At 71.7% G+C, this 23,769-nt stretch carries 21 protein-coding genes; 18 read left to right on the forward strand and 3 right to left on the reverse strand.

Annotated features, from left to right (window positions below):
* Positions 1 to 147: 147 nt before the first annotated feature.
* The 18 genes from VSH64_RS11700 (at position 148) to VSH64_RS11785 (ending at position 19,184) form a co-directional block, all read left to right on the forward strand.
* Positions 148 to 573: a cobalamin B12-binding domain-containing protein gene (locus tag VSH64_RS11700; protein ID WP_326835574.1), complete on the forward strand. Its 426-nt coding sequence runs from the start codon at positions 148 to 150 to the stop codon at positions 571 to 573.
* Positions 570 to 2,048: a phenylacetate--CoA ligase family protein gene (locus VSH64_RS11705; protein WP_326835575.1), complete on the forward strand. Its 1,479-nt coding sequence runs from the start codon at positions 570 to 572 to the stop codon at positions 2,046 to 2,048. The genes VSH64_RS11700 and VSH64_RS11705 overlap by 4 nt, the downstream gene beginning before the upstream one ends.
* Positions 2,045 to 3,013 (forward strand): methylmalonyl Co-A mutase-associated GTPase MeaB, encoded by a 969-nt coding sequence (meaB, locus tag VSH64_RS11710; RefSeq protein WP_326835576.1) that lies wholly within the window; start codon positions 2,045 to 2,047, stop codon positions 3,011 to 3,013. The genes VSH64_RS11705 and meaB overlap by 4 nt, the downstream gene beginning before the upstream one ends.
* Positions 3,010 to 4,713, forward strand: a complete 1,704-nt coding sequence (locus VSH64_RS11715) for a methylmalonyl-CoA mutase family protein (RefSeq protein ID WP_326835577.1) — start codon at positions 3,010 to 3,012, stop codon at positions 4,711 to 4,713. Before meaB ends, VSH64_RS11715 begins: the two co-directional genes overlap by 4 nt.
* A gap of 73 nt (positions 4,714 to 4,786) precedes the next feature.
* Entirely contained in the window at positions 4,787 to 6,475 is a 1,689-nt protein-coding gene (locus VSH64_RS11720) for an L-lactate permease (protein WP_326835578.1), read from the forward strand.
* The gene (locus VSH64_RS11725; protein WP_326835579.1) at positions 6,472 to 6,888 is read left to right on the forward strand and encodes a hypothetical protein; all 417 of its coding nucleotides are present in this window, start codon (positions 6,472 to 6,474) and stop codon (positions 6,886 to 6,888) included. Before VSH64_RS11720 ends, VSH64_RS11725 begins: the two co-directional genes overlap by 4 nt.
* Positions 6,889 to 7,132: 244 nt before the next feature.
* Positions 7,133 to 7,861 (forward strand): FadR/GntR family transcriptional regulator, encoded by a 729-nt coding sequence (locus VSH64_RS11730; protein WP_326835580.1) that lies wholly within the window; start codon positions 7,133 to 7,135, stop codon positions 7,859 to 7,861.
* Positions 7,862 to 7,876: 15 nt separating this feature from the next.
* Positions 7,877 to 8,479, forward strand: a complete 603-nt coding sequence (locus tag VSH64_RS11735) for an HD domain-containing protein (protein WP_326835581.1) — start codon at positions 7,877 to 7,879, stop codon at positions 8,477 to 8,479.
* 100 nt (positions 8,480 to 8,579) lie between these two features.
* Positions 8,580 to 9,014, forward strand: a complete 435-nt coding sequence (locus VSH64_RS11740) for a L,D-transpeptidase (RefSeq protein ID WP_326835582.1) — start codon at positions 8,580 to 8,582, stop codon at positions 9,012 to 9,014.
* Between the two features lie 165 nt (positions 9,015 to 9,179).
* The gene (locus VSH64_RS11745; RefSeq protein ID WP_326835583.1) at positions 9,180 to 10,385 is read left to right on the forward strand and encodes an MFS transporter; all 1,206 of its coding nucleotides are present in this window, start codon (positions 9,180 to 9,182) and stop codon (positions 10,383 to 10,385) included.
* 10 nt (positions 10,386 to 10,395) lie between these two features.
* Positions 10,396 to 11,139 carry an alpha/beta hydrolase family protein gene (locus VSH64_RS11750; RefSeq protein ID WP_326835584.1) on the forward strand — a complete coding sequence of 248 codons (744 nt, stop codon included), beginning with the start codon at positions 10,396 to 10,398 and terminating at the stop codon, positions 11,137 to 11,139.
* Entirely contained in the window at positions 11,140 to 11,631 is a 492-nt protein-coding gene (gene tsaA, locus VSH64_RS11755; RefSeq protein ID WP_326835585.1) for a tRNA (N6-threonylcarbamoyladenosine(37)-N6)-methyltransferase TrmO, read from the forward strand.
* Positions 11,632 to 11,747: 116 nt separating this feature from the next.
* Positions 11,748 to 13,076 carry an NtaA/DmoA family FMN-dependent monooxygenase gene (locus VSH64_RS11760; protein WP_326835586.1) on the forward strand — a complete coding sequence of 443 codons (1,329 nt, stop codon included), beginning with the start codon at positions 11,748 to 11,750 and terminating at the stop codon, positions 13,074 to 13,076.
* Between the two features lie 11 nt (positions 13,077 to 13,087).
* On the forward strand, positions 13,088 to 13,678 hold the full coding sequence (locus VSH64_RS11765; protein ID WP_326835587.1) for an NADPH-dependent FMN reductase: 591 nt from the start codon (positions 13,088 to 13,090) through the stop codon (positions 13,676 to 13,678).
* The gene (locus tag VSH64_RS11770) at positions 13,675 to 14,601 is read left to right on the forward strand and encodes a 3,4-dihydroxy-2-butanone-4-phosphate synthase (RefSeq protein ID WP_326835588.1); all 927 of its coding nucleotides are present in this window, start codon (positions 13,675 to 13,677) and stop codon (positions 14,599 to 14,601) included. Before VSH64_RS11765 ends, VSH64_RS11770 begins: the two co-directional genes overlap by 4 nt.
* Positions 14,602 to 14,700: 99 nt before the next feature.
* Positions 14,701 to 15,687, forward strand: a complete 987-nt coding sequence (locus tag VSH64_RS11775; RefSeq protein WP_326835589.1) for a PPK2 family polyphosphate kinase — start codon at positions 14,701 to 14,703, stop codon at positions 15,685 to 15,687.
* Between the two features lie 38 nt (positions 15,688 to 15,725).
* On the forward strand, positions 15,726 to 18,467 hold the full coding sequence (locus VSH64_RS11780) for a cation-translocating P-type ATPase (RefSeq protein WP_326835590.1): 2,742 nt from the start codon (positions 15,726 to 15,728) through the stop codon (positions 18,465 to 18,467).
* A 69-nt stretch (positions 18,468 to 18,536) separates the two neighbouring features.
* Entirely contained in the window at positions 18,537 to 19,184 is a 648-nt protein-coding gene (locus VSH64_RS11785; protein ID WP_326835591.1) for an AAA family ATPase, read from the forward strand.
* A gap of 786 nt (positions 19,185 to 19,970) precedes the next feature.
* Here the strand turns inward: VSH64_RS11785 and VSH64_RS11790 are convergent.
* The 3 genes from VSH64_RS11790 to VSH64_RS11800 all read right to left on the reverse strand — a co-directional run bounded on the left by VSH64_RS11790 (position 19,971) and on the right by VSH64_RS11800 (position 23,681).
* Positions 19,971 to 20,837: an ABC transporter ATP-binding protein gene (locus VSH64_RS11790; protein WP_326835592.1), complete on the reverse strand. Its 867-nt coding sequence runs from the start codon at positions 20,835 to 20,837 to the stop codon at positions 19,971 to 19,973.
* Positions 20,834 to 21,238 (reverse strand): GntR family transcriptional regulator, encoded by a 405-nt coding sequence (locus VSH64_RS11795; RefSeq protein WP_326835593.1) that lies wholly within the window; start codon positions 21,236 to 21,238, stop codon positions 20,834 to 20,836. The genes VSH64_RS11790 and VSH64_RS11795 overlap by 4 nt, the downstream gene beginning before the upstream one ends.
* Positions 21,239 to 21,323: 85 nt before the next feature.
* On the reverse strand, positions 21,324 to 23,681 hold the full coding sequence (locus VSH64_RS11800) for an arylsulfatase (protein WP_326835594.1): 2,358 nt from the start codon (positions 23,679 to 23,681) through the stop codon (positions 21,324 to 21,326).
* Positions 23,682 to 23,769: the final 88 nt, after the last annotated feature.

Raw genomic sequence — 23,769 nt, forward strand, 5'->3', positions numbered from 1 at the left:
GGTCCGCCTTCCTGCTGCCTGGTGCCGGCTCCCACGGTCGTACAGCCACGCCCAGGGTTGCACAAACCGTGCGCCCACTTCTATGGTCAGACCACATGCAAGGCACGACCATCTGGAACGCAGGGCATGAGGCGAGGTGTGGACACGGTGGGTGAGAGCGGCGGCGAACCGATCCGGGTGATGCTGGCCAAGATCGGGCTGGACGGCCACGACCGGGGGGTGAAGGTCGTCGCGCGGACCCTGCGCGACGCGGGCATGGAGGTGATCTACACCGGCCTGCACCGCAGCCCCGAGCAAGTGCTCGAAGCGGCCGTGCAGGAGGACGTCGACGTGCTCGGCGTCAGCCTGCTCTCCGGCGCGCACCTGCCGATCTTCACCCGCATCTTCGAGCTGATCGACGCGATGCCCGACCGGCCGGGGTTCGCGATCGTCGCCGGTGGCGTGATGCCGGACGAGGACGAGGAGACGCTCAAGAAGATGGGGGTCGCCGAGGTGCTCGGCCAGGACACGACCCCGGAGACGATCGTCGAGCGCATCCGTGAGCTGGCCGCCGCGGGGGAGGAGGCCCGATGAACGCGATGCACCGGGCGACCGAGCCGGCGCAGGCAGCACGGTCGGCGCAATCAGCGTCGTCAGCGCAGTCCATGGAGCAGTGGACCTGGCCGCCGCGCTACGACGAGACCTACCGCCCGCCGGCCGGGCAGGCGCACTGGTTCCCGCACCGCGAGACCATGCCGGCCGAGCAGCGTGACGAGGCGATCCTGGCCCGCATCCGCGAGGTGATGGCCTACGCGTGGGACCACGCGCCGTTCTACCGGCGCAAGTGGGAGGAGGCGGGGATCCATCCGTCGGCCATCCGCGATCTGGCGGACTTCGAGAAGGTTCCGGTGGTGCGCAAGGAAGAGCTGCGCGCCGACCAGGCGGCCCACGAACCGTTCGGCAGCTACCTCGCCGTGGACCCGAGCGAGGTCAAGCACGTGAACGGCACGTCCGGCACCACCGGGCGGCCCACCGCGTTCGGCATCAGCGAGCGCGACTGGCGCAGCGTCGCCAACGCCCACGCCCGCGTGATGTGGGGGATGGGCATCCGCGAGACCGACACCGTGCTGGTCGCTTCGCCGCTGAGCCTCTACTGGGGTTCGTGGGGCGCCTACACCGGCGCGGAACGCCTCGGCGCTCGCGTGTTCCCGTTCGGTGCCGGCACGCCCGGGCAGACCGCGCGCACGGTGATGTGGATGAAGCAGATGGGTGTCACCGTTTTCTACGGCACGCCGTCCTACGCGCTGCACCTGGCCGAAGTCGCGGCCGACGAAGGCGTGGACCCGGCGGATCTGGGGCTGCGCAAGCTGTTCTTCTCCGGCGAGCCCGGCGCGAGCGTGCCCACCATTCGCGGCCGGATCGAGGCGGCCTTCGGCGCCGAGGTCTACGACTCCGGCAGCATGGCCGAGGTCAGCCCGTGGATGCACCTCGGCGCGGCCAACCACGAGCCGGGTGTGTTCGCGTGGCAGGACCTGGTCTACACCGAGGTGTGCGACCCGGTGGACCACCACCGCGTGGACTACGGCCGCGAAGGCACGCCCGTGTACACCACGCTCGAACGCACCAGCCAGCCGATGATCAGGCTGCTGTCCAACGACCTCACGCGCTGGGAGGCGCCCTCGGCCGACCGCGGGCGTACGTACCCGTTCCTGCCGCAGGGCATCTACGGGCGCATCGACGACATGTTCACCGTGCGCGGCGAGAACGTGTACCCGAGCGCGATCGACGACGTGGTGATGGCCGCCGAGGGCTACGGCGGCGAGCATCGCATCGTGATCAGCCGTAAGTCCACGATGGACACTCTCGCCGTGCAGGTGGAACACCGCGGCGTCGCCGAGTCCACGCTGGACGGCTGGGCCCGGGCCATCGAGGACAAGCTGCGCCGCGCGCTCGGCGTGGGCGCGCACGTGGTGCCGGTGGAGTACAAGACGTTCGACCGCACCGAGTTCAAGGCGCGGCGGGTGATCGACGACCGCGACCTGCTGCGCCGCCTCGGAAGTGGGTCGTGAAGACCCCGGGCGACGTGGTCGGGCGGGTGCTCGCGGGGGAGCACCCGGCCATCGCGCGGATGCTCACCTTCGTGGAGCGGCGCACCACCGGCGTCGATGAGGCGCTCGCCGAGCTGCACGGCAAAGCGGGCAATGCCCACGTCCTCGGCCTCACCGGGCCGCCGGGCAGCGGCAAGAGCACGCTGGTCAAGTCGCTGACCGAGCACTACCGGAAGGCCGGCAAGACCGTCGGCGTGCTGGCGGTGGACCCGTCCAGTGTGTTCAGCGGCGGCGCGATCCTCGGCGACCGCATCCGGATGACCGGGCTCGCGGGCGACGAGGGCGTGTTCATCCGGTCCGTGGCCACCCGCGGCGCGCTCGGCGGGCTCTCGCGCGCCACCCTCGACGCGATCACCGTGCTCGACGCCGCCGGCAAGGACGTGGTGGTGCTCGAGACCGTCGGGGTGGGGCAGGCCGAGGTCGACGTGATCAGCGCGGCCCAGACCGTGGCCGTGGTGAGCGTGCCGGGCATGGGTGACGACGTGCAGGCGATCAAGGCGGGCCTGCTCGAGATCGCCGACGTGCACGTGGTGAACAAGGCCGACCGCGAAGGCGCGGCGAAGACCGTGGCCGAGCTGCGCGACATGCTGCGGCTCACGCACCGCAAGCCGCACCAGTGGAACGTGCCGATCCAGGAGACCGTGGCCAGGACCGGCGACGGCGTGCCCGAGCTGGCCGAGCGCTTCGCCGCGCACCTGGCGTGGATGACCGAGCACGGCGAACGCGAACGACGCGCGCGGCGCAACAGCGCGACCCGCATCCGGTGGGTCGCCGAGCAGCTCGTGCTCGACGGCCTGCGCCCCGGCGTGCCCGCGTTCGACCGCGCTGTGGACGCCGTGACCGCGCGGGAGACCGACCCGCTGTCGGCGGCCCGCCGGCTGGTCGGGCGCCCGGGCGAGACGACCGACGAGGAGGAACTGTGGTGAACGAGCACGATCCCGCCCCGCTCACGACCGAGGCGCTCGTGGAGGCGGTCACGCGCGAGCTCGAAGGCTGGGAGGGTGACGAGCTCGCGGCGTTCGTGAACCGCCAGCCCGAGTCCCGCGACGTGTACCGCTCCGGCAGCGGCCTGGAGACCCAGCGCGTGTACACCCCGGCCGACCTGCCGGCGGACTGGCACGACATCGGCCTGCCCGGCCGCTACCCGTACACCCGCGGCCCGTATCCCACGATGTACCGCGGCCGCACCTGGACGATGCGCCAGATCGCGGGCTTCGGTCAGGCCGAGGAGACCAACAAGCGCTTCCAGTACCTCATCGCCCAGGGCCAGACCGGGCTGTCGGTGGACTTCGACATGCCGACGCTGATGGGCCTCGACAGCGACGACGCGATGAGCCTCGGCGAAGTCGGGCGCGAAGGCGTCGCGATCGACACGCTGCCCGACATGGAGGCGCTGTTCGACGGCATCGACCTCGAGAAGATCAGCGTGTCGATGACGATCAACCCGTCGGCGTGGATCCTGCTCGCGATGTACGTGGCCGTGGCCGAGCAACGGGGCTACGACCTGAACAAGCTCTCGGGGACGATCCAGAACGACATCCTCAAGGAGTACGTGGCGCAGAAGGAATGGGTGTTCCCGGTCCGGCCGAGCATGCGGATCGTGCGCGACACCGTGGTCTACGCCAGCGAGCACATGGCGCGCTACAACCCGGTGAACATCTCCGGTTACCACATCAGCGAGGCCGGGGCCAACGCCGTGCAGGAGATCGCGTTCACGATGGCGATCACCAAGGCCTACGTGGAGGACGTGGTCGCGACCGGCGTCGATGTGGACCAGTTCGCCTCGCGGCTCTCGTTCTTCTTCGTGAGCCAGGCGGACCTCTTCGAGGAGGTCGCCAAGTTCCGGGCGGTGCGGCGGTTCTACGCGAAGATGATGAAGGAGACCTTCGGCGCGAAGAACCCGCAGTCGATGCGGCTGCGCTTCCACGCGCAGACGGCTGCGGCCACGCTCACGAAACCGCAGCCGCTCAACAACATCATCCGCACCGCGCTGCAGGCGCTCTCGGCCGTGCTCGGCGGCGCGCAGTCGTTGCACACCAACGGGCTCGACGAGGCGTACACGATCCCGAGCGAGCAGGCGATGAAAGTCGCGCTGCGCACGCAGCAGATCATCGCGCACGAGACCGGCGTGCCGAACGTGATCGACCCGCTCGGCGGCTCGTACTACGTGGAGAACCTCACCGACCGTCTCGAACAGGGCATCCACGACTACTTCACGAAGATCGAAGAGCTCGGCGGGGTGGTCGAGGCGATCGAGCAGGGCTTCTTCCAGCGCGAGATCTCCGACACCGCCTACGACTACGCGCGCCGCAAGGCCAGCGGCGACCGGCCCGTGATCGGCGTGAACTCCTACGTCGACTCCGGCGACGGCGAGAAGATCGAGACCCACCAACTCGACCCGGAATCCGAAGCCCGGCAGCTCGCGCGCCTCGAGCAGGTGCGGGCCGACCGGGATCCGGACCGGGCGAAAGCGGCGATGGAGCACCTGCTCGCCGTGGCGGCCGACCCGGCGGCGAACCTCATGCCGGCCACGATCGAGGCCGTGAAGGCACACCTGTCCATGGGAGAGATCACCGGCGCGCTGCGTGATGTCTTCGGCTCCTACACCGAGACCCCGGTGTTCTGACGAGCCCGGTTCCAGTCCCCACCCCTCTCACCACCCCACCCCCTCTCAACGACGAGAGTCCCGGAGGTGACCTGTGTACACACAGGTACCCGCGCCACTCGGCGGCAGCCTCGGCTGGTCCGCCGTCCTGTCCGCCCTGCCCCTGCTGGTGCTGTTCGTGCTGCTGGGCGTGTTCCGCGTCCGCGCCTGGCTGGCGTCGGTGATCGCGCTCGCGCTCTCGATCGTGGTCGCCATCGCGGTCTACGGCATGCCCGCCGGCCCGGCCCTCGACTCCGCGCTGGAAGGCGCGGCGTTCGGCTTGTTCCCCGCGTTGTGGATCGTGCTGAACTCCCTGTGGATCTACCAGATGACGAAGGTGTCCGGGCACTTCGACGTGCTGCGGCGCACCTTCGCGAAGATCAGCGACGACCAGCGGGTGCAGGGCGTGATCATCGCGTTCTCGTTCGGTGCCCTGCTGGAGGCGCTGGCCGGCTTCGGCGCACCGGTGGCGATCTGCTCGGTGATGCTCGTGGCCGTGGGGCTGAAACCGTTGAAGGCGGCCACGATCGCGTTGATCGCCAACACCGCGCCCGTCGCCTACGGTGCCGTGGCGCTGCCGGTGATCACGCTCGCGAAGGTGACCGGGCTGCCGCTCGACGACCTCGCCGCCATGACCGGGCGCCAGGTGCCGATCCTCGCGCTCATCGTGCCGCTGGTGCTGATGATCGTGCTCGACGGCAGGCGCGGGCTGCGGCAGGCGTGGCCGGCCGCGCTCGTGTGCGGCGTGAGCTTCGCGGTGGTCCAGTACCTGATGGCCAACTTCGGCCCGGTGCAGCTCACCGACATCGCGGCTTCGCTGGTGTCCGCGGCGGCCGTGCTGGTGCTGCTGCGGTTCTGGCAGCCCCGCAAAGACTCGGCCGACGACCGCGCACCCGGTGCCGGCGGTGGGCAGCCGGTGCCGGACGGCTCGGGGGCCGGCGCGGTGCCGTCCGGTGGTGCGGTGGCCGCGGCCACGGTGGTGCGCGAGCGGACGGTCGTGGACTCGCGGGGCGAGCAGCTGCGGTCCTTCGCGCCGTACGCGACGATCATCGTGCTGTTCTCGATCGCCGCGATCCCGGTGGTGGCCGCGGCGCTGGCCACCACGACGAAGACGTTCAGCTGGCCCGGCCTGCACATCGCGACGGCCGAGGGCAAACCGCTGAGCCTGGTGTCGTTCAAGTTCGACTGGCTCGCCGACAGCGGCACGGTGCTGTTCATCGCCGGGGTGGTGTCGGCGTTCCTGCTGAAAGTGCCGCTGCGCGAAGCCGTGCGGGCGTACGGGCAGACGATCGTGCAGCTGCGCACGGCGGGGCTGACCGTGATGGCGGTGCTGGCGCTGGCGTACGTGATGAACATGTCGGGCCAGACGGCCACGCTCGGGCTGTTCCTCGCGGGTGCGGGTGGGCTGTTCGCGCTGCTGTCGCCGTTGCTCGGCTGGTTCGGCACCGCCGTGACGGGGTCGGACACGTCGTCGAACTCGCTGTTCGGCGCGCTGCAGGTGGCGGCCGCGCACGGTGCGCAGCTGCAGCCGACGCTGATGGCGGCGGCCAACAGCAGCGGCGGGGTGCTCGGGAAGATGATCAGCCCGCAGAACCTGGCGATCGGTGCCAGCGCCGTGGGGCTCGCGGGCAAGGAGGGCCTGCTGTTCCGGCGGGTGCTCGCGGCGTCGGCGGTGTTCGTGCCGCTGATGTGCGTGCTCGTGTACCTGCAATCCACGCCCGTGCTGTCGTGGATGGTGCCGTGAGCGCGGCGAGCGAGGCCGTCGAGGAGGCCAACGCGGCGATCGGGGCGGCGGTGTCCACGTGCACGCTGCCGGCCGCCGACGAGGCGATGCTGCTCGACGTGCAGTACGAGCTGCTCGAACTGCAGGACGCCCTCGCGGCCGGGGTCGCGGTGCCCGAGCTGCCCCGGTTGTGGCGGGCGGCTCGGGAGCTGGGCCCGGTCGCGGTGCCGCGCGGGTTCGAGGTGCTCGGCGGGCTGAGCGCGGCGGCCGGGCTGCTCAAGCTCGCGCGGGCGATGTCCCGGCGGGCGGCGCGCGAAGCGCCGGCCGACGCGGCCGTGGTGCTCGGCCGGTTGGGTGACGTGCTGGTGGCGATCGCGTTCCGGGCCGAGGAGCGGGAACGATCACTCGGGTTCGTGGGATCGTGTGCCGACTAGTGTGGTCATACCAACAAAGAGGTCATATTGACACTGGTCGCGAGCTCCGATTACCTTGAGTGAGCACCGCGCGGTGCAGAGGAACTCCGGTGAGATTCCGGGCCGGTCGCGCCACTGTGATCGGACCCCGCCCGACGGGGTTCGCAGGCAGACCCTCTCGCCGCGGCCGTCCTCGATCGGGTCGCACGAACCCGGGCAGGAGCGTGAACACCGTGATGTCCCCGAAGTCGCCGGTGACCCGGCCATGACGACCGAAGCGGCCTGGGAGCCGGTCCGCCGCGTGCGGATGCACGAACAGGTACTGGCGCAGATCGAGGAGAAGATCCTCGACGGCAGCCTGCGGGCGGGGGAGAAGCTCCCCAGCGAACGGGACCTCGTCACCGCGCTCGGTGTGAGCCGCACCAGCGTCCGCGAAGCGCTGCGCGCGCTCGAGGCGATGGGCATCATCGAGGCCCGCACGGGTTCGGGTGCCGACGCCGGCTCCGTCGTCACGGCGCGCTCGACCCCGGCGCTGACCAACCTGCTGCGGCTGCACCTCGCGCTGGCCCGGATCAGCCTGGCCGACCTGGTGGAGACGCGCGTGCAGCTGGAGCGCAACGCCGCCCGCGGCGCCGCGGCCACCCGCACGCCCGAGGACGTGGCCCGCCTGGCCGAGCTCGTCGAGGGCATGCGCGCGGCCGACCAGGAGTACCAGCAGTTCAACGCCCTCGACACCGAGTTCCACGTGACCATCGCGCGGATCTCGGGCAACGCGCTGGCCACCGACCTGATGCAGGCGCTGCGCGGGGCCGTCGAATCGGAGATGGCGGCGGCGTTCGCCCGGCTGCCCGACTGGCGCGCCGTGGCGGCCGGCCTGGTCACCGAGCACGAGGCGATCCTGCGGGCCATCGAGGCCGGCGAGGGCGATCGCGCGGCCGACCTCGTGGCCGACCACATCACGCGGTTCTACACCGACCAGGTGCTCAACTCCTGATCTACGCTGGCGGCCATGACGGACGAGGCCCCTTCCCCCACCGAGCACTCCGCGGCCACTGAGGACAGTGCCGCCGCGCTGGCGGCGTTCGGGTACGAGCTCGGCGTGCTCAAGCGCGTGCGCCGCAGCGGCTGGTGGCAGGCCGGCGTGCGTGATCCCGAGTCGGTGGCCGAGCACAGCGTGCGCGCGGCGCAGCTCGCCGCGCTGCTGGCGGCCGAAGAAGGCGCCTCGCCCGAGCGCGCCGCGTTCCTCGCGATCTGGCACGACACGCAGGAAACCCGGACGGGTGATCTGCCGCATTCGGCCGCACCGTACCTGGTGAAGCCCGACCCGCGCGCGATCACGGCCGACCAGACGGCCGCGTTGCCGTCGGGCTCGGGCACCGTCGTGCGGGAGGCGGTGGCCGAGTACGAGGCCCGGGCTTCGGTGGAGGCGCGGTGCGCCAAGGACGCCGACAAGCTGGAGATGCTCCTGCAGGCCCTGGAGTACCGCGCGGCCGGGGTGTCCACAGTGGAGGAGTGGGTGGACTCGGCGCGTGCGGGCCTGTTCACCGAGACGGCGCGGCGCCTGGCCGCCGCGGCCTTGACGCTGTCACCGCTTTCCTGGCGCACCCGCTGACCTCCGCGGCCGCGCGTGTTCTTCCGTTGTCCCGTGATCTTCCTGATTGGAAGCGCCGCATCCGGGGAATTCTTCCTCTGACTGAACGGGAGGCAGAACGATGAAGTGGAGGATCACGGCAGCCTTGGCGGGCGCGGCGGCGGTCGCGGCCACGATCGGCTTCGCCGACAGCGCGAACGCGGCCACCGCACCCTGCAGTGCCCAGGCGAAAGCCTGCGTGCAGCTGCACACCGGCACGGCCTGGCTGATGGACCACGGAACCGTCGTACGCGGCGGCGTGCCGATCACCGTCGGCAAACCGGCCTATCCGACGCCGGCCGGCACGTTCCACGTGCAGTACAAGGACATCGACCACTACAGCAAGCAGTTCAACGGCCCCATGCCGTACTCGGTCTTCTTCACGAACACCGGGGTGGCGTTCCACCAGGGCAGCCTGAAGGTGCAGTCGCACGGCTGCGTGCATCTCTCGCACGCGGACGCGGTGGCGTTCTACAACACGCTGCACCCGGGTGATGTCGTCGAAGTGGTGAAGTAGGGCTGTATCTTCTGCCCCGCCTTCGGCAGGGCGTGCGAGATCGCCTTCAAGCCGGCTTCCGGATTCGGCGGTCGAGATCGGCCGGGGGCCGATCGCACCGCCGAATCCGGAAGCCGGCGCGATCTCGCTGGTGGGTGGGGTTCGCCATCCTGGCAGGATGGCCGGGTGGTGGCGCAGGGGGAGCGGCTGGGGCGGGACTTCGCCCGGGTGTGGGCGGGCGCGTCGGTCTCGGTGATCGGCGATGGTGTGCGCGTGGCCGTGCTGCCACTGCTGGCGGTCACGGTGTCGCCGACGCCGGGCGCGGTCACCACCGTCGCGGTGGCCGGTGCGGTGCCGTGGCTGGTGTTCTCGCTGTTCGGCGGGGCGCTCGCCGACCGGTTCGACCGCCGCACGTTGATGTGGCGTACGGACGCGGCCCGCGCCGTGCTGGTGGCCGGTGCCGCCGCCTGGGTGTTCGCGGCGCCACCGCCACTCGCACTGCTGGTGGTGCTGGCGTTCGCGCTCGGCAGCGCGGAGACGGTGTTCGACAACGCGTCCACGGCGCTGTTGCCGGACGTGGTCGCGCCGGAACGGCTGGACGCCGCCAACGGGCGGCTGCAAGGCAGCCAGATCATCGGGCTGCAGTTCATCGGGCCGCCGTTGGGTGCGGCCTTGTTCGCAGCCTCGACGGGGGCACCGCTGGTGGTGGACGCGGCATCGTTCGCGCTGGCGGCGCTGCTGGTGTGGTTCGTGCGGGCGCGCCCGGCGGTGGCGGTGCGGTCGGGCCGGTCGCTGCGGGCGGACATCGCCGAAGGAGTGCGCTGGCTGTGGCGTCACCGAGGGTTGCGGCTGCTCGCGGTCGAGCTCGGCCTCGCGGCGCTGGCCGTGCAGCTCGGCACGTCGGTGCTGGTGCTGCTCGTGGTGCGGACGTTGCACGCGCCCGAATTCGGTTACGGCCTGGTGCTCGCGGCGGGCGCCGCCGGTGGGGTGCTGGGGTCGTTCGCGGCCGGTCCGCTCAAGCGCCGGTTGTCGCTCGGCGTGCGCATCGGTCTCGCGATCGCGGCCATCGGCGCCGCGCTGGTGGCGGCTTCGTTCGCGACGTCCGTGGTGCTCGTAAGCGGAATGTACGCGCTGGGCAGTTTCGGCATCGTGGTGTGGAACGTGCAGGCTGTCTCGCTTCGCCAGCGACTGGTGCCCCGCGAGCTGGGAGGCCGGGTGAACAGCGCGTACCGGCTGATCGGCTGGGGCGGCATCCCGGTCGGCGCGGCGCTGGGCGGTGTCCTCGGCACCGCCGCGGGCGTTCGCGCCCCGATCCTCGTGGGTGGCTGTCTGGCGCTCGCTTCGCTCGTGCTGGTCCCGAAACTCGCCAAGCTTGAGCCGGAATCTCGCTAGGCTGGGCCGCATGGATCTTTCCGTGCGGTACGGGCCCGAGCCCGACCAGCTTGCCGACGTCTTCCTCCCCGCCACCACCACTCCCGCGCCCCTCGTTGTTCTGCTGCACGGCGGATCCTGGCGACCCGAGGTCGACCGCGGGTACGTCGAGCCGTTGGCCCGGGGGCTGGCGCGGGACGGGTTCGCGGTGGCCAACGTGGAGTACCGGCGGCCCGGTGCCGGGGGTGGCTGGCCGGAGACCTTCACCGACACCGGACTCGCCGTGGACACGGTGCCGGGCCTGATCGAGGCCGCGGCGCCGGGCCGCGTCGATCCGAAGCGGCTGGTGGTGCTGGGGCATTCGGCCGGCGGCACGCTCGCGCTGTGGGCCGCGCATCGGCCCGGCGCGCCCGGGGTCGTCGCGCTCGCGCCGGTGGCCGGGCTCGCCGACGCCCATCGTCGTGATCCCGAAGGTCCGGTGGAGCAGTTGCTGGGCGGTGGCCCGGACGAGGTGCCCGACCGCTACGCCGAGGTCGACCCCACCGCGCTCGGCACGCCGCCCGGTCCGGTCGTGGTCTTCCACGGCGAAGTCGATTCGGCGTTGCCCGTCCGGCTTTCGCGTGAGTACGCCGCCGCGACCGGCGCGGAGCTGGTGCTGGTGCCCGGTGCCGACCACCTCGACGTGGTCGTGGCGGACGGGCCGGCGTGGCCCGCGCTGGTCGACGCGATCACCAAGCTGTCCACAGTAGAAGTGTCCACAGTGGAACGGTCCTGAATGGAGTGTCCGCTGCCGGTGATCGGGTACGTCCGCACGGCCCGCACCGAACTCGACCGCACACCCGTGCAAGCCGGCGCCAACCGCGGTGAGGAAGGCGTGCTGGAGATCGCCGAGGAGTACGCCGAGGGACTCGACGGGCTGGAGCAGTTCGAGTACGCGTGGCTGCTCAGCTGGCTCGACCGCCCCGACCGGCCGCTGACGAGCCTCACCCAGGTGCCCTACCTGCTGCGCCGCACGCAGCGTCGGATGGGCATCTTCGCGATGCGCGGGCCGAGGCGGCCGAACCCGATCGGGCTCAGCCTCGTGCGGCTCCTCGAGGTCAGCGGCACCACCGTGCGGTTCGCGGGTGTCGACCTGCTCGACGGCACGCCGATCCTCGACCTCAAGCCCTACGTCGCAGCGTTCGACCGGCCGCCGGGGGAGCCGGGCAGCGGCTGGTTCGACGACGTCACGGTGGCCGAGGGCACCACGCCGGAGGACCTGGCCTGACCCGAGGTGTTAGCCGCGCTAAGGGATCCCGTCACCAGACGCCGCTGGTCGCCGCCGCGGCGCGAACCTAGCGTCGATCGTGGCCCTGATCCCCGACGACGCCAAGGAGACCCCCAGTGGACGCCGGCACCCCCTCCATGATCCTGACGGCCGCGCTCATGCACGGCCTCGGCATGCACACCGGCGCGTGGATGGCGCGCGAAGGCGACGCCGGTGACCACTTGACGCCCGCGCTCTACAAGGACATCGCCCGCACCGCCGAGGCCGGCAAGCTGCACGCGATCTTCCTCGCCGAGCAGATGACCAACCAGGAAGTGGGCACCGAGCGCCCGTGCGGCGCGCTGGACACGGTGACCGTGCTGTCGCTGATGGCCGGCATCACCGAGAAGATCGGCCTGGTCGGCACCGCGTCGACCACCTACAACCAGCCCTACGACCTCGCGCGCCGCTTCGCCACGCTCGACCACCTGAGCGAGGGCCGCGTCGGCTGGAACTCCATCGCCACGCAGAACCCCACGGTGATGGAGATGTTCGGCGGCGGCGCCCACCCCGACCACGCGGCCCGCTACGCGCGCGCCGACGAGTTCATCGACGTGGTGCTCAAGCTGTGGGACAGCTGGGAGGAAGGCGCGCTGGTCGGGGACAAGGAAGCCGGTGTGTTCGCCGACCCCGACCGCGTGCACGAGATCAACCACGTCGGCGACTACTTCGCGGTGAAGGGCCCGATGCCGTTCGCGCGCTCGCCGCAGGGCCGGCCGGTGATCTTCCAGGCCGGTTCGTCCGACCGCGGCCGCGACCAGGCGGCCAAGTTCGCCGACGTGGTGTTCACCGCGCAGCACGTGCTGGAGGACGCCGTGGCCTTCCGCGACGACATGCGCCGCCGCGCCGCCGAGTACGGCCGCCACCCCGACAGCATCAAGATCCTGCCCGGCATGTCCGTGGTGCTCGGCGCGACCGAGCAGGCCGCGCAGGAGCGCAAGCAGCTCATGGACGAGGTGTTCGGCGTGACCGCGAACATCAAGAAGCTCTCCAAGCGCGTCGGCCTGCCGGTGGAGGTGCTCAAGCTCGACGAGAAGTTCCCCGCGCACGTGCTCGGCCCGGACGAGGAGTTCACCGGCTCGATCGGTTTCCGCCGCAGCATCGTGAGCCTCGCGGTGAAGGAGGACCTCACCGTGCGCGAGCTCATCGGCAGCTACGGCGGCGGGCACCACCAGGTCGTCGGCACCGCCGAGCAGGTCGCCGACCAGATGCAGGAACGCCTGCTGGCCGGCGCGGCCGACGGCTTCACCCTGATGGTCGACATGCTGCCCTCGGGAGTGCACGACGCCGTGGACATGCTCGTGCCCGAACTGCAGCGGCGCGGCCTGTTCCACACCGACTACGAGCACGACACCCTGCGCGAGAGCCTGGGCCTGCCCGCCCCGTCGCTCGTCCCGGCCGGCTGAAGGAGTCGACGATGACCGCATTGCTGAGCACCGGGGGAAATCCCGTGCGCGTGCTGGGGATCGGCGGCACGCTGCGGCCGGGGTCCACGTCCGAGCGCGCGCTGCGGCACGCGCTCGCGGCGGCCGCCGCCGAGGGTGCCGAGACCCAGCTGATCACCGCCGCCGAGCTGACCCTGCCGATGTACGACCCGGGCGTGGCACCGCTGACCGACGAGGCCGTGCGGCTGCTCGAAGCCGTGCGGCGAGCCGACGCGCTGGTGCTTTCGGTGCCCGGCTACCACGGCGGGATCTCGGGGCTGCTGAAGAACGCGCTCGACCACCTGCAGGAACTCGCCGAGGACCCGGTGCCCTACCTCGACGGCAAGGCCGTGGGCTGCGTCGTCGCCACGGGCGGCTGGCAGGCCGGGGTCACCACGCTGACGTCGCTGCGCTCGACGGTCCACGCCCTGCGTGGCTGGCCGACGCCGCTGGGGGTCGTGGTGAACTCGGCCACCAAGCCGTTCGACGCCGAGGGCGCGATCACCGATGCGAAGGTGGGCGACCAGCTGGCCACGGTGGGCCGGCAGGTGTGCGGCTTCGCGCGGTTGTGGAGCGCCGCGTGACGCTGTCACCGGCCCGGGAAGCGGTCGCGGCGGACGGGGACACCGGCTTCTCGGGTGTCGCCGAGGCCGCCGCGGCCCTGGCCCGGGGTGAGGTGGTGCTGATCGCGGGCGAGGCGGGCACGGCGCTGGTCGCCGCCGCCGGGCTCGTGACCGGCGCGACGGTGCGGTACCTGGCCGCCCACGGCGGGCCGGTCGGCTGCGCGCTGCCCGGCGCGTGGCTCGGGCGGCTGCGGATCCCGGCCATGGTGGCGGGCTCCGACGTCCACGTCGGTGTCGCCCACCGAAGTGGTGGCGCGGCGCCGGCGCGCACCCTGCGTGCGCTGGCCGATCCCGGCGCGCAGCGCGAGGACTTCCGCGTGCCGGGGCCGGTGTTCCCGACCCGCACGCGCGAGCTCGGGGTGCTCGAAAACCCCGGCCTCGCCGACGCGGCGGTGGACCTCGCGCGCATCGCGGGTGTCGAGCCCGTCGCGGCGTTCGTGGAGCTCGACGTGGCCGCCGAGGGCCTGCCGTGGGTGACGGTGTCGGAACTGATCGCCTACCGCCACGCCCACGAGCGGCTCGTCGAGCGGGCCGCGGTGGCCCGGCTTCCCTTGCCACACGGGGGTTTTCGCGCGCTCGGGTACCGCGACCTCGTGGCGGGCGGCGAGCACGTCGCCCTTGTGCACGGCGAGCTCGGCCGCGGCGCGGTGGTGCGCGTCCACGTGGAGTGCCCAGCCGGCGACGCGTTCGGCGCCCGCCACTGCGGGTGCGCGCGGGCGGTGCATGATTCGCTGGCCGCCATCGCCGCCGCCGGTTCGGGTGTGCTGGTGTATGTGCGCGGCCGCCGCACGCTGTGGGCCGCGCTCACCGCGCACCGGATACCCGACGGGAGCACCGACCGCGTCGCGGACCAGATCCTGCGTGACCTCGGGGTGCGCGGCTGACCGGATCACCCGCCGCAGGTGAGGCGGCGACGGCCGCGGCCTGAGAGGTTCAGGCGTCGCCGGGGCGTACGACCCTGGTCGGCGGAAGAGGACCGGACCATGGCGGGCGACGAGCGGGCCGAGCGGATCGCGGAGTTCATCAGGCCGTTGCGGGTGGAGCCGGGTTCGAAGGTGCGCCTCGCGCGGGACTTCGACCCGGCCTACCGCGGCGACCGGCTGCGCAAGAAGGACGGCCGTGAGCTGCTCGCGGCCGGCGTCGCGCTGCTGGCCGACTACCAGCGGCGCCTGGCCGCGCAGAACACCTACGGCGTGCTCGTGTGCCTGCAGGCGCTCGACGCCGGCGGCAAGGACGGCACGATCCGTCACGTGATGAGCGGGGTCAACCCGCAGGGCGTGAGCGTGAGCGGCTTCAAGGTGCCTTCCTCGGAGGAACTCGACCACGACTACCTGTGGCGCTACGCGTGCCGGCTGCCCGCGCGCGGGGACATCGGGATCTTCAACCGCTCGCACTACGAGGAGGTGCTCGTGGTGCGCGTGCACCCGGAGCACCTCGACCGCCAGCGGCTGCCGCCTTCGGCGCGCCACGGCAAGGTGTGGGCCCGCCGGTTCCGCGAGATCAACGACTGGGAACGCTACCTGACCGACAACGGGTTCAAGGTCGTGAAGCTGTTCCTCAACCTGTCCAAGGAAGAACAGCGAGCCCGGTTCCTCCGGCGAATCGACCGCCCGGACCGCAACTGGAAGTTCTCCGCCGCCGACGCCCGCGAACGCCGGTTCTGGGACGACTACCAGCGCGCGTTCTCGAAGGTCCTTTCCGCGACGAGCACGGACTGGGCGCCGTGGTACGTGATCCCGGCCGACCGCAAGTGGTTCGCCCGCACGTGTGCCGCCGCCGTGCTCGCGCACACGCTGATCGACATCGACCCCCGCTACCCGACGGTGAGCGACGAGCGGCGCGCCGATCTCCTCGTCGCGCGCGCCGAGCTGGAGGACCAGGCGCCCGAAGGCGCGCCGGCCGACCCGTACGCGGAAGCTGCCGCGAAGAAACGCAAGAAAAAGAAGAAGCAGGGCAAGAAAAAGCACTGAAGGCCGCCGTTTCGGCTCACGGCGATCGGAGGGCGGACATGGTCGCACCGGAGCACCCACCGCAGCAGACGCCGGTGAAGGAGCACAACTGGTACTCCCGCACGCCCGGCGACGTCGCCTCCGCGTTCGGCGTCGACCTCGAGTTCGGGCTCTCGTCGGCCGCCGCGGCCGAGCGGCTCAGCGTGAACGGGCCCAACGCGCTGCCCGAGGAAAAGCCGAAAGCCGGCTGGCTGCGGTTCCTCGACCAGTACCGCAGTTACATGCAGCTCATCCTCGTCGCGGCCGCCGTGGTGTCGCTGATCATCCGGCAGTGGGGCACGGCGACGCTGCTGCTGGTGCTCACGGTGGGCAACGCGATCGCGGGGCTGCGCCAGGAAGGCAAGGCCGAGAGCGCGATGAACGCGCTCAAGTCGATGATGAAAGCGACCGCGCGGGTGCGCCGCGACGGCGTGGAGGAGGAGGTGCCGGCCGAACAGCTCGTGGTCGGCGACGTCGTACTCCTCACGGCGGGCGACCAGGTGCCGGCCGACTGCCGGATCGTCGCGGCGAACGCGCTGCAGATCGACGAATCCGCGCTGACCGGGGAGAGCACGCCGGCCGCGAAGGATCCGGCCGCGCTGCCCACCGGGAAACTCGGCCCCGGCGACCAGGCGAACATGGCGTTCATGAACTGCCCGGTCACCCACGGCAGCGCCACGGTGATCGTGACCGGCACCGGCCAGGACACCGAACTGGGCAAGATCTCGGGGATGCTGTCGGCCACCGCGCGCGAGCAGTCGCCGCTCACCCGCCAGCTCAACACCCTCACGCTGTGGATCGCCGCGGCCGCGGGCATCACCATGATCGTGATGTTCGTGCTGGGCCGCAGCCGCGACCTGTCGTGGGACGTGCTGTTCGTGAGCGCGATCTCGCTCGCGATCGCCGCGATCCCCGAGGCACTGCCGACAGTGAGCCAGGTGATACTTTCGCTCGGCAGCGTCGATCTCGCCAAGCGCAACGCGATCGTGAAGGACCTGCCCTCGGTCGAGACGTTGGGCTTCACCTCGGCGATCAACTCCGACAAGACCGGCACACTGACGATGAACCAGATGACCGCCGTCGAGGTGGTGACCGAGACCGACCACTACACCGTGACCGGCATCGGTTACGGACTCGACGGCAAGGTGCACCACGCGGCCGGTTCGGCGGGCGGCATCGAGACCGCGATCCTGCCGTACCTGCTCGCGAGTGACGCGAAGATCGTCGACGGCAAGGTCGTCGGCGACCCCACCGAGGGCGCGCTGCTCGTGCTCGGCGCGAAGGCGGGCCTCGACGCGGACGCGACGCGGGAGAAGCTGCCGCGCACCGCGACCCTGCCGTTCGACCCGTCGTACAAGCTGATGGCCACCTTCCACCCGACCGTCGACGACACCGGACGGGCGGTGGTGCGCTGCTTCGTGAAGGGTGCCGCGCCCGCGGTGCTGCACCGCGCCGCCACCGCTCTGGCGGGTAGCGGATCGGTGCCCTGGGACGAGAACGTGCGCCGGCGCGCGCACGACCGGATGAAGAGCATGGAAGCCCAGGGCCGGCGCGTGATGGCCGCCGCGCAGTGCGACCTCGACCCGGCCTCGTTCGACGCCGACGGCGACCTGCTCTCCTACGTGACCGACCTGCAGGTGCTGAGCCTGGTCGCGATGGTCGACCCGCCGCGCGAGCAGTCGAAGGCCGCGGTGGCCAGCGCGCAGGCGGCCCACATCCGCGTGCGGATGGTGACCGGCGACGACGTGACCACGGGCGCGGCGATCGCGAAGCAGCTCGGCATCCCCGGTGAGGCGGTGCTCGGCGCGGACTTCGCGGACCTGCCCGAGGCCGAGCGGCTCTCGCGCATCGACACCGTCGGCGTGGTCGGGCGGGTTTCCCCGGAACACAAGGTGATCCTGGCCGACACGCTGAAGAAGAAGGGTGACGTCGTCGCCATGACCGGCGACGGCGTGAACGACGCGCCGGCGATCAAGGCCGCCGACCTCGGCATCGCGATGGGCAGCGGCACCGACGTCGCGAAGAACGCGAGCCGGATGATCCTGTCGGACGACAACTTCGCGACGATCGTGTTCGCCGTCGAACAGGGCCGCAAGATCTACGACAACCTCACCAAGTACATCCGCTTCGTGCTGGTGCTGCTCGTGGTGTTCGTGCTGACGTTCCTGGGCGCGAGCCTGTTCAACATCGCCGCGGGCGAGCCGTTCACCCCGGCGCAGGTGCTGTGGATCCACTTCGTGGTCAACGCGCCGTTCGGCTTCGCGCTCGGCTTCGACCGCGAAACGCCGGGGCTGATGGGCCTGAAACCGCGGCCCCGCGGCGAATCCGTGCTCACGCGGCCGGTGTTCGTGACCGTCGGGCTCGCCGGGCTGGCCGTGACGGTCGGCCTGCTCCTGCTGCTCTCGTTCGGGCAGGCCTACTACGACAGCGCGGACGTGGCCGCCACGATCGCGTTCACGGCCTTCGCGCTGTGCCTGATCGTCGCCGCCGTCGAGTGCCGCAGTGAGACGGGCACCGCTGTGACCACCGCGACCTTCGACAGCAAGCAGATGAACTGGGCCATGCTCGGCGAGTTCGTGCTCGCCGTGCTCGTGATCAAGATGGACGTGTTCCACAAGCTGCTGGGCACCACCGACCTCACCTTGACGCAGTTCTTCTGGGCGCTGGTGCCCGCGGTCGGTCTGCTGATCCTCTGGGAGGCCGGCAAGTTCGTGGCCCGCCGCGTGCGGACCGGCGGCGCGCACCGGGTCACGAAGGCCTGACTCGCCGCGGCTCGAAGAGTAAAGGAACCATTACCTTTCGTTGCCCGTTGTCAGGGTATGGAACGCACCGTGATCGAGCTCGGGAACCGGGACCTGCTCGTGGTCGCGGGGCTGCCGGGAGCGGGCAAGACGACGATGCTGCGGCACGCGGCCGGCGACCTGCGGGTGCTGGACTCCGACCAGGTCCGCGGCCGGCTGCGGGCCGTGCTGCCCGCGGCCGTGCCGTACCGGCTCTACCGGCCGGTGGTGCACCTGTGCCACCGCGCGCGGATCGTGGGGTGCGCGGCGCTGCGGCGCGGGCCGCTGGTCGTGCACGAGCCCGCCACGCGCGCCTCCACGCGCCGATGGCTCGCCGTGGTCGCGCGGATGACCCGGCGGCCGGCGCGGCTGCTGTGGCTCGACGTGAGCGCCGAGGAAGCGCTGGCCGGGCAGCATTGTCGGGCGCGGATCGTGCGGAGCCGGTCGTTCGCCCGGCACGTGGCGCGGGCGCGGCTCGTGCGCGAGCGGCTGCACGCGGGGCGGGTGCCGCCGGGTTTCCTCGACGCCCGCGTGCTCACCCGCGCCGTGGCGCAGTACGCGGTGCTCAGGCCAGTCGCCGGCGGACCCACCACAGCGTCAGCGCCACGCAGACTGCGGCCAGCGCCACGAACAGACCCGCCTCGAGCAGCTGCAACGTCCAGAACCGCCCGGCCGGCTGCACGGGGTACAGCCGGGTGAATCCGGCCCGCGCCAGCGTGTCGACCGGCTCCATGCCGGGCACCGGCGGCCGCGCAACCCCGGCCAGCGCGAGGGTTTCGTCGTACCCGTGGATCACGCCGGCGCGGTCGCGGAACACCTGCGTGCCCACGGTGAGGTCGCCGAAGCGGGTCTGGTCGGTGAGCACGGGGGAGAGCAGGTGTGGGCGCACGAAGTTCTTCACGACCACGATCACCGGCAGGAACCCCAGCAGGGCCACGGCGGCGCCGGCGAGCGTGCGCCGGAACACCGCGCCGCCCGCCATTCCGAGCGCGAACCCGAACAGGCACGTCGCGGGAAACGAGACCAGGCCGAAGTCGAACGTCGGGAACCGGCCTTCGAGGTCCGTCGCCGGGGCGAACCACCAGGCGTAGGCGCCGGCGAACACGAGCCCGTAGGCCACCGAGAACGCCCCGCCCAGCAGCAGCTTCGCACCGAGCCACCGGCCGCGGGTCACCGACTGCGTCCACGTGAAGCGGAACGTGTGGTGTTCCAGCTCCGCCGCCACCACGGGTGCGCCGAGGAACATGCCCAGCGCGGCGGGCAGCAGGGACAGCAGGAGCTGGGCGTAGTTGTGCACGAACGCGATCAGCGCGGGCCAGTCGCCGCACCTCGGGTCGGGCGCACCGGCGAAACAGCCGGGCAGGTCCACTGTGGACAGCGAGCCGCGCATGCCGGCACCCATCGCCACGTACCCCGCCGCCAGTGCCACGAACACCGCGGCGAGGGCGAGCAGGCGCGCGCGGTCCTGCCGCCAGGAAACCCAGATCACGCCGCCACCTCCGTCGGCCGGCCGGCGGCGAGGTGGTGCAGCACCAGGTCTTCCAGCGACACGGGACCGGCGCGCCAGCCCGGCGGCAGCGGCGGAGGTGTGCCGCGGAAGAGCAGTGCTGTCACGGTGCCGCGGCGGTCGGCCGACACCGGCACACCGCGGACCTCGTCGACAGTGGATGACGGCCCGGTGAGCAGCACGTGCGCGGCCATCAGCTCGTCGACGTCGCCGGACAGCACGACCCGGCCGTGGTCGAGCACCACCAGGTAGTCGCACAACCGCTCGAGCTCGGACACGACGTGCGAGGACAGCACCACTGTGCAGTCGTCCTCGGCCTTCGCCGCCATCAGGCTGCCCATGAGGTCGCGGCGCGCGAGCGGATCGAGACTCGCCACCGGTTCGTCGAGCACGAGCAGCTGCGGCCGCCGCGCGAGGGCGACGCTGAGCGCCACCTGCGCGCGCTGGCCACCGGAGAGCTCGCCGACGCGGCGCTCCAGCGGGATGCCCAGCTCCCGCACCCGGTCCAGCGCCACGCGGTGGTCCCAGCGCCGGTTGAGCCGGCGGGCCGCTTCGAGCATCTCGCGCACGCGGAACGATTCGTAGAGCGCGTGCCGCTGGTCGAGGTAGGCGACGCCGTCGGCGGGCTCGCCCGGCCGCACCGGGCGCCCGAACAGCTCGAGCTCACCCGTGGTGGGCCGCAGGAGCCCGGTCAGCAGGTTCAGCAGGGTCGATTTCCCCGCACCGTTGGGTCCGACCAGGCCGACCACCCGGCCCGCGCCGATGTCGAGTGTGCAGTCCCGAAGCCCCCAGGCACGTCCGTAACGCCGGCCGAGAGTACGGGCCGCGATCGCCGGTGTGCTCACTCTTTCTCCTTCCCGGAACGCTGGGTGCGGCGCAGGAGCACGGAGGACACGAGCGCCTCGACGTCGGCGATCGTGAGCCCCGAACCGCGGGCCTCGTCGATCCACCGCTCGAACCCGGCGCGCAGCTGCGCCTGCCGTTCGGGCGGGACGCCCGCCGGATCGTCGCGCGCCACGAACGTGCCCTGTCCGGGCCGGCCGCGCACGATGCCGCGGTGGTCCAGCTCGCGGTAGGCCTTCTGCACGGTGTTCGGGTTGATCACGAGCTGCCGCGCGACCTCTTTCACGGTCGGCAGCTGATCGCCCCGCCGCAGCTCACCGAGCCGCACGGCGTGCTCGACCTGCCGCACCAGCTGCAGGTACGGCGGCACCCCCGAACCGCTCTCGAACCGGAACTCGAACACCGTGTTCTCCGTTGCCCTGCACTTACCCCAATTGACTAGGGAGCTAGGGTAACGGCTGCTCAGCGCGGTGCTCAGGCGGGGGTGGTCACTGGGCGCCCATGATCCGTCGCTGCAGGCCACCGTCGGAGTCCGCCACCTCGGCGGCCGGACCGAGGTCGACGCGGACGGTGTGGACGGTCCCGGTGAACGCGTTCGCCCCGGCCGCGTACTCCTCGGACACCGGCGTGCCGAGGTCGACACCCACGTCGAGCGTCTCGTCGAAGGAGAAGTAGTAGGCGATCGTGCGCTCGACGCGGGCCGCGGCGAGCTTCTCGCCGTCGGCGGTCAGGATCGCGTCGCCGCCGAGGCCGGGTCCGCCGCCGTCGTAGGTGAACTCGAGCCGCAGCTCGTGCCGGCCCGGGGCGAGCGGCTCGGTCGCCGCCGCGGTGAAGTGCTCGAGGCCGAAGTAGTTGTAGACGTAGACGGGGCGGCCGTCGGCGAAGTACAGCGTCCAGCCGCCGAAGCGGCCACCCTGCGCGATCACCACGCCGGACGCGGGTGTCTCCGGCAGCTCGACGTCGGCGGTGATCACGTGCGAGCGGTTCTTGACGTTGGGCGTGGTCTCCTCGGTGAAGCGGCGCATCCCGCCGCGGTAGGTCACCGACGTCCGCGCGCCCAGCAGGTCGAGCCGCCCCGCCAGCACGGGGTTTTCGCGCTCGGTCACGCGATCGTCGAGCGGGAACACCTGGTGCCGCGCGGCTTCCACGAGGAACAGGTCCTGCAGTTGCCGCAGCTTCGCCGGGTGCTCGGCGGCGAGGTCGTGGGCCTGACTCCAGTCGCGCGTGAGGTCGTAGAGCTCCCAGACGTCATCGGCGAAGGGCCGCCGCTCGGTGGCCACCATCTCCCACGGCACGCCGTGGCGGGTCACCGCGGTCCAGCCCTCGTGGTAGATCCCGCGGTTGCCGCACATCTCGTAGTACTGCGTGTGGTGGCGCTCGGGCGCGGCGGCGTCGTTGATCGTGTCGCGCAGGCTCACGCCTTCGATCGGCTGCTGCGCCACCCCGTCGACGCTGTGCGGCGCGGGAATGCCGGCGCAGTCGAGGATCGTGGGCAGCACGTCGATCACGTGGCCGTACTGGTGGCGCAGCCCGCCGGCCTCGGCGCCGCCCGCGGGCCAGTGCACGATGAGCCCGTCGCGCGTGCCGCCGAGGTGCGAGGCGACCTGTTTCGTCCACTGGTACGGCGTGTTCAGCGCGAGCGCCCAGCCGGCCGGCGCGATCGGGTACGTGCTCGGTTCCCCGATCTCGTCGAGGTGGCGGATCATCTCCTCCGGGTCGTCGACGAGCCCGTGCCCGAGCCGGTGCTCCACGAGCGTGCCCTCGATGCCGCCTTCGCCGGACGCGCCGTTGTCGCCGAGCAAATAGAGGAACAGGGTGTTGTCGAGCGCGCCGAGCTCGTCCAGTGCGGTCACGAACCGGCCCACCTGCGCGTCAGCGTGCTCGACGAACCCGGCGAAGGTCTCCATGAACCGCGCGGCCAGCGTCCGGCGGGTGCCGTCGAGTTCTTGCCAGCGCGGCACGCCTTCGGCCCACGGCGCGAGCTCGGTGTCCTCGGGCACCACACCGAGTTCCTTCTGCCGGGCCAGGGTGAGCTCGCGTTGCCGGTCCCAGCCGTGGTCGAAGCGCCCGCGGTGGCGGTCGCGCCACTCGCGGCCGACGTGCAGCGGCGCGTGGGCGGCGCCGAGCGCGAGGTAGGTGAAGAACGGCCGGTCCGGCGTGAGCGTGCGTTGCGTGCGGACCCAGTCGACCGCGTGGTCCACCAGGTCCTCGGTGAGGTGGTAGCCGTCCTCGGGGCCGTGGGTGGGTTCGACCGGCGTGGTTCCCTCGTACAGCAACGGGTGCCAGTGGTTCATCTCCGCGCCGAGGAACCCGTAGAAGGTGTCGAAACCCTCGCCGGTCGGCCACCGGTCGAACGGTCCGACGGCGCTGATCTCGCGCGGCGGCGTCTGGTGCCACTTGCCGAACGCGGCGGTGCTGTACCCGTTTCCCTGCAAGATCTGCGCCAGCGTGGCCGCGCTGCGCGGGCGGAACCCGTGGTAGCCCGGCGCCGAGGTCGCCATCTCCGTGGTGCCGCCCATGCCCACGGAGTGGTGGTTGCGGCCGGTGAGCAGTGCCTGGCGGGTCGGTGAGCACAGCGCGGTGACATGGAAGCGCGTATAACGCAGGCCGCCGTCCGCGAGCCGGTCGGCCGTCGGCATGGTGCAGGGCCCGCCGAACGCGCTCGACGTGCCGAACCCGAGGTCGTCCACGAGCACCAGCACCACGTTCGGCGCGCCCGGCGGGGGCGGTACCGGCCCGATCGGCGTTCCCTCGCCCCGTTGGTCGCGCACGTCGAGCGCGGTCGGCGCCGGCACGGTGACGTCCGGGCGCGGCAGCACGTGGCGCCCGGCGGGGAACGCGGACATGAAGGGCTCCTTCCGAAGTGGACGAAACCAGCTTCACGGTGAGAGGCACACCTCGGCCAGGCTCCGGACGGGCGCGACCCAGACCGGA

It is taken from the genome of Amycolatopsis rhabdoformis, from assembly GCF_035918295.1.
In the GTDB taxonomy this organism is placed as follows: domain Bacteria; phylum Actinomycetota; class Actinomycetes; order Mycobacteriales; family Pseudonocardiaceae; genus Amycolatopsis; species Amycolatopsis rhabdoformis.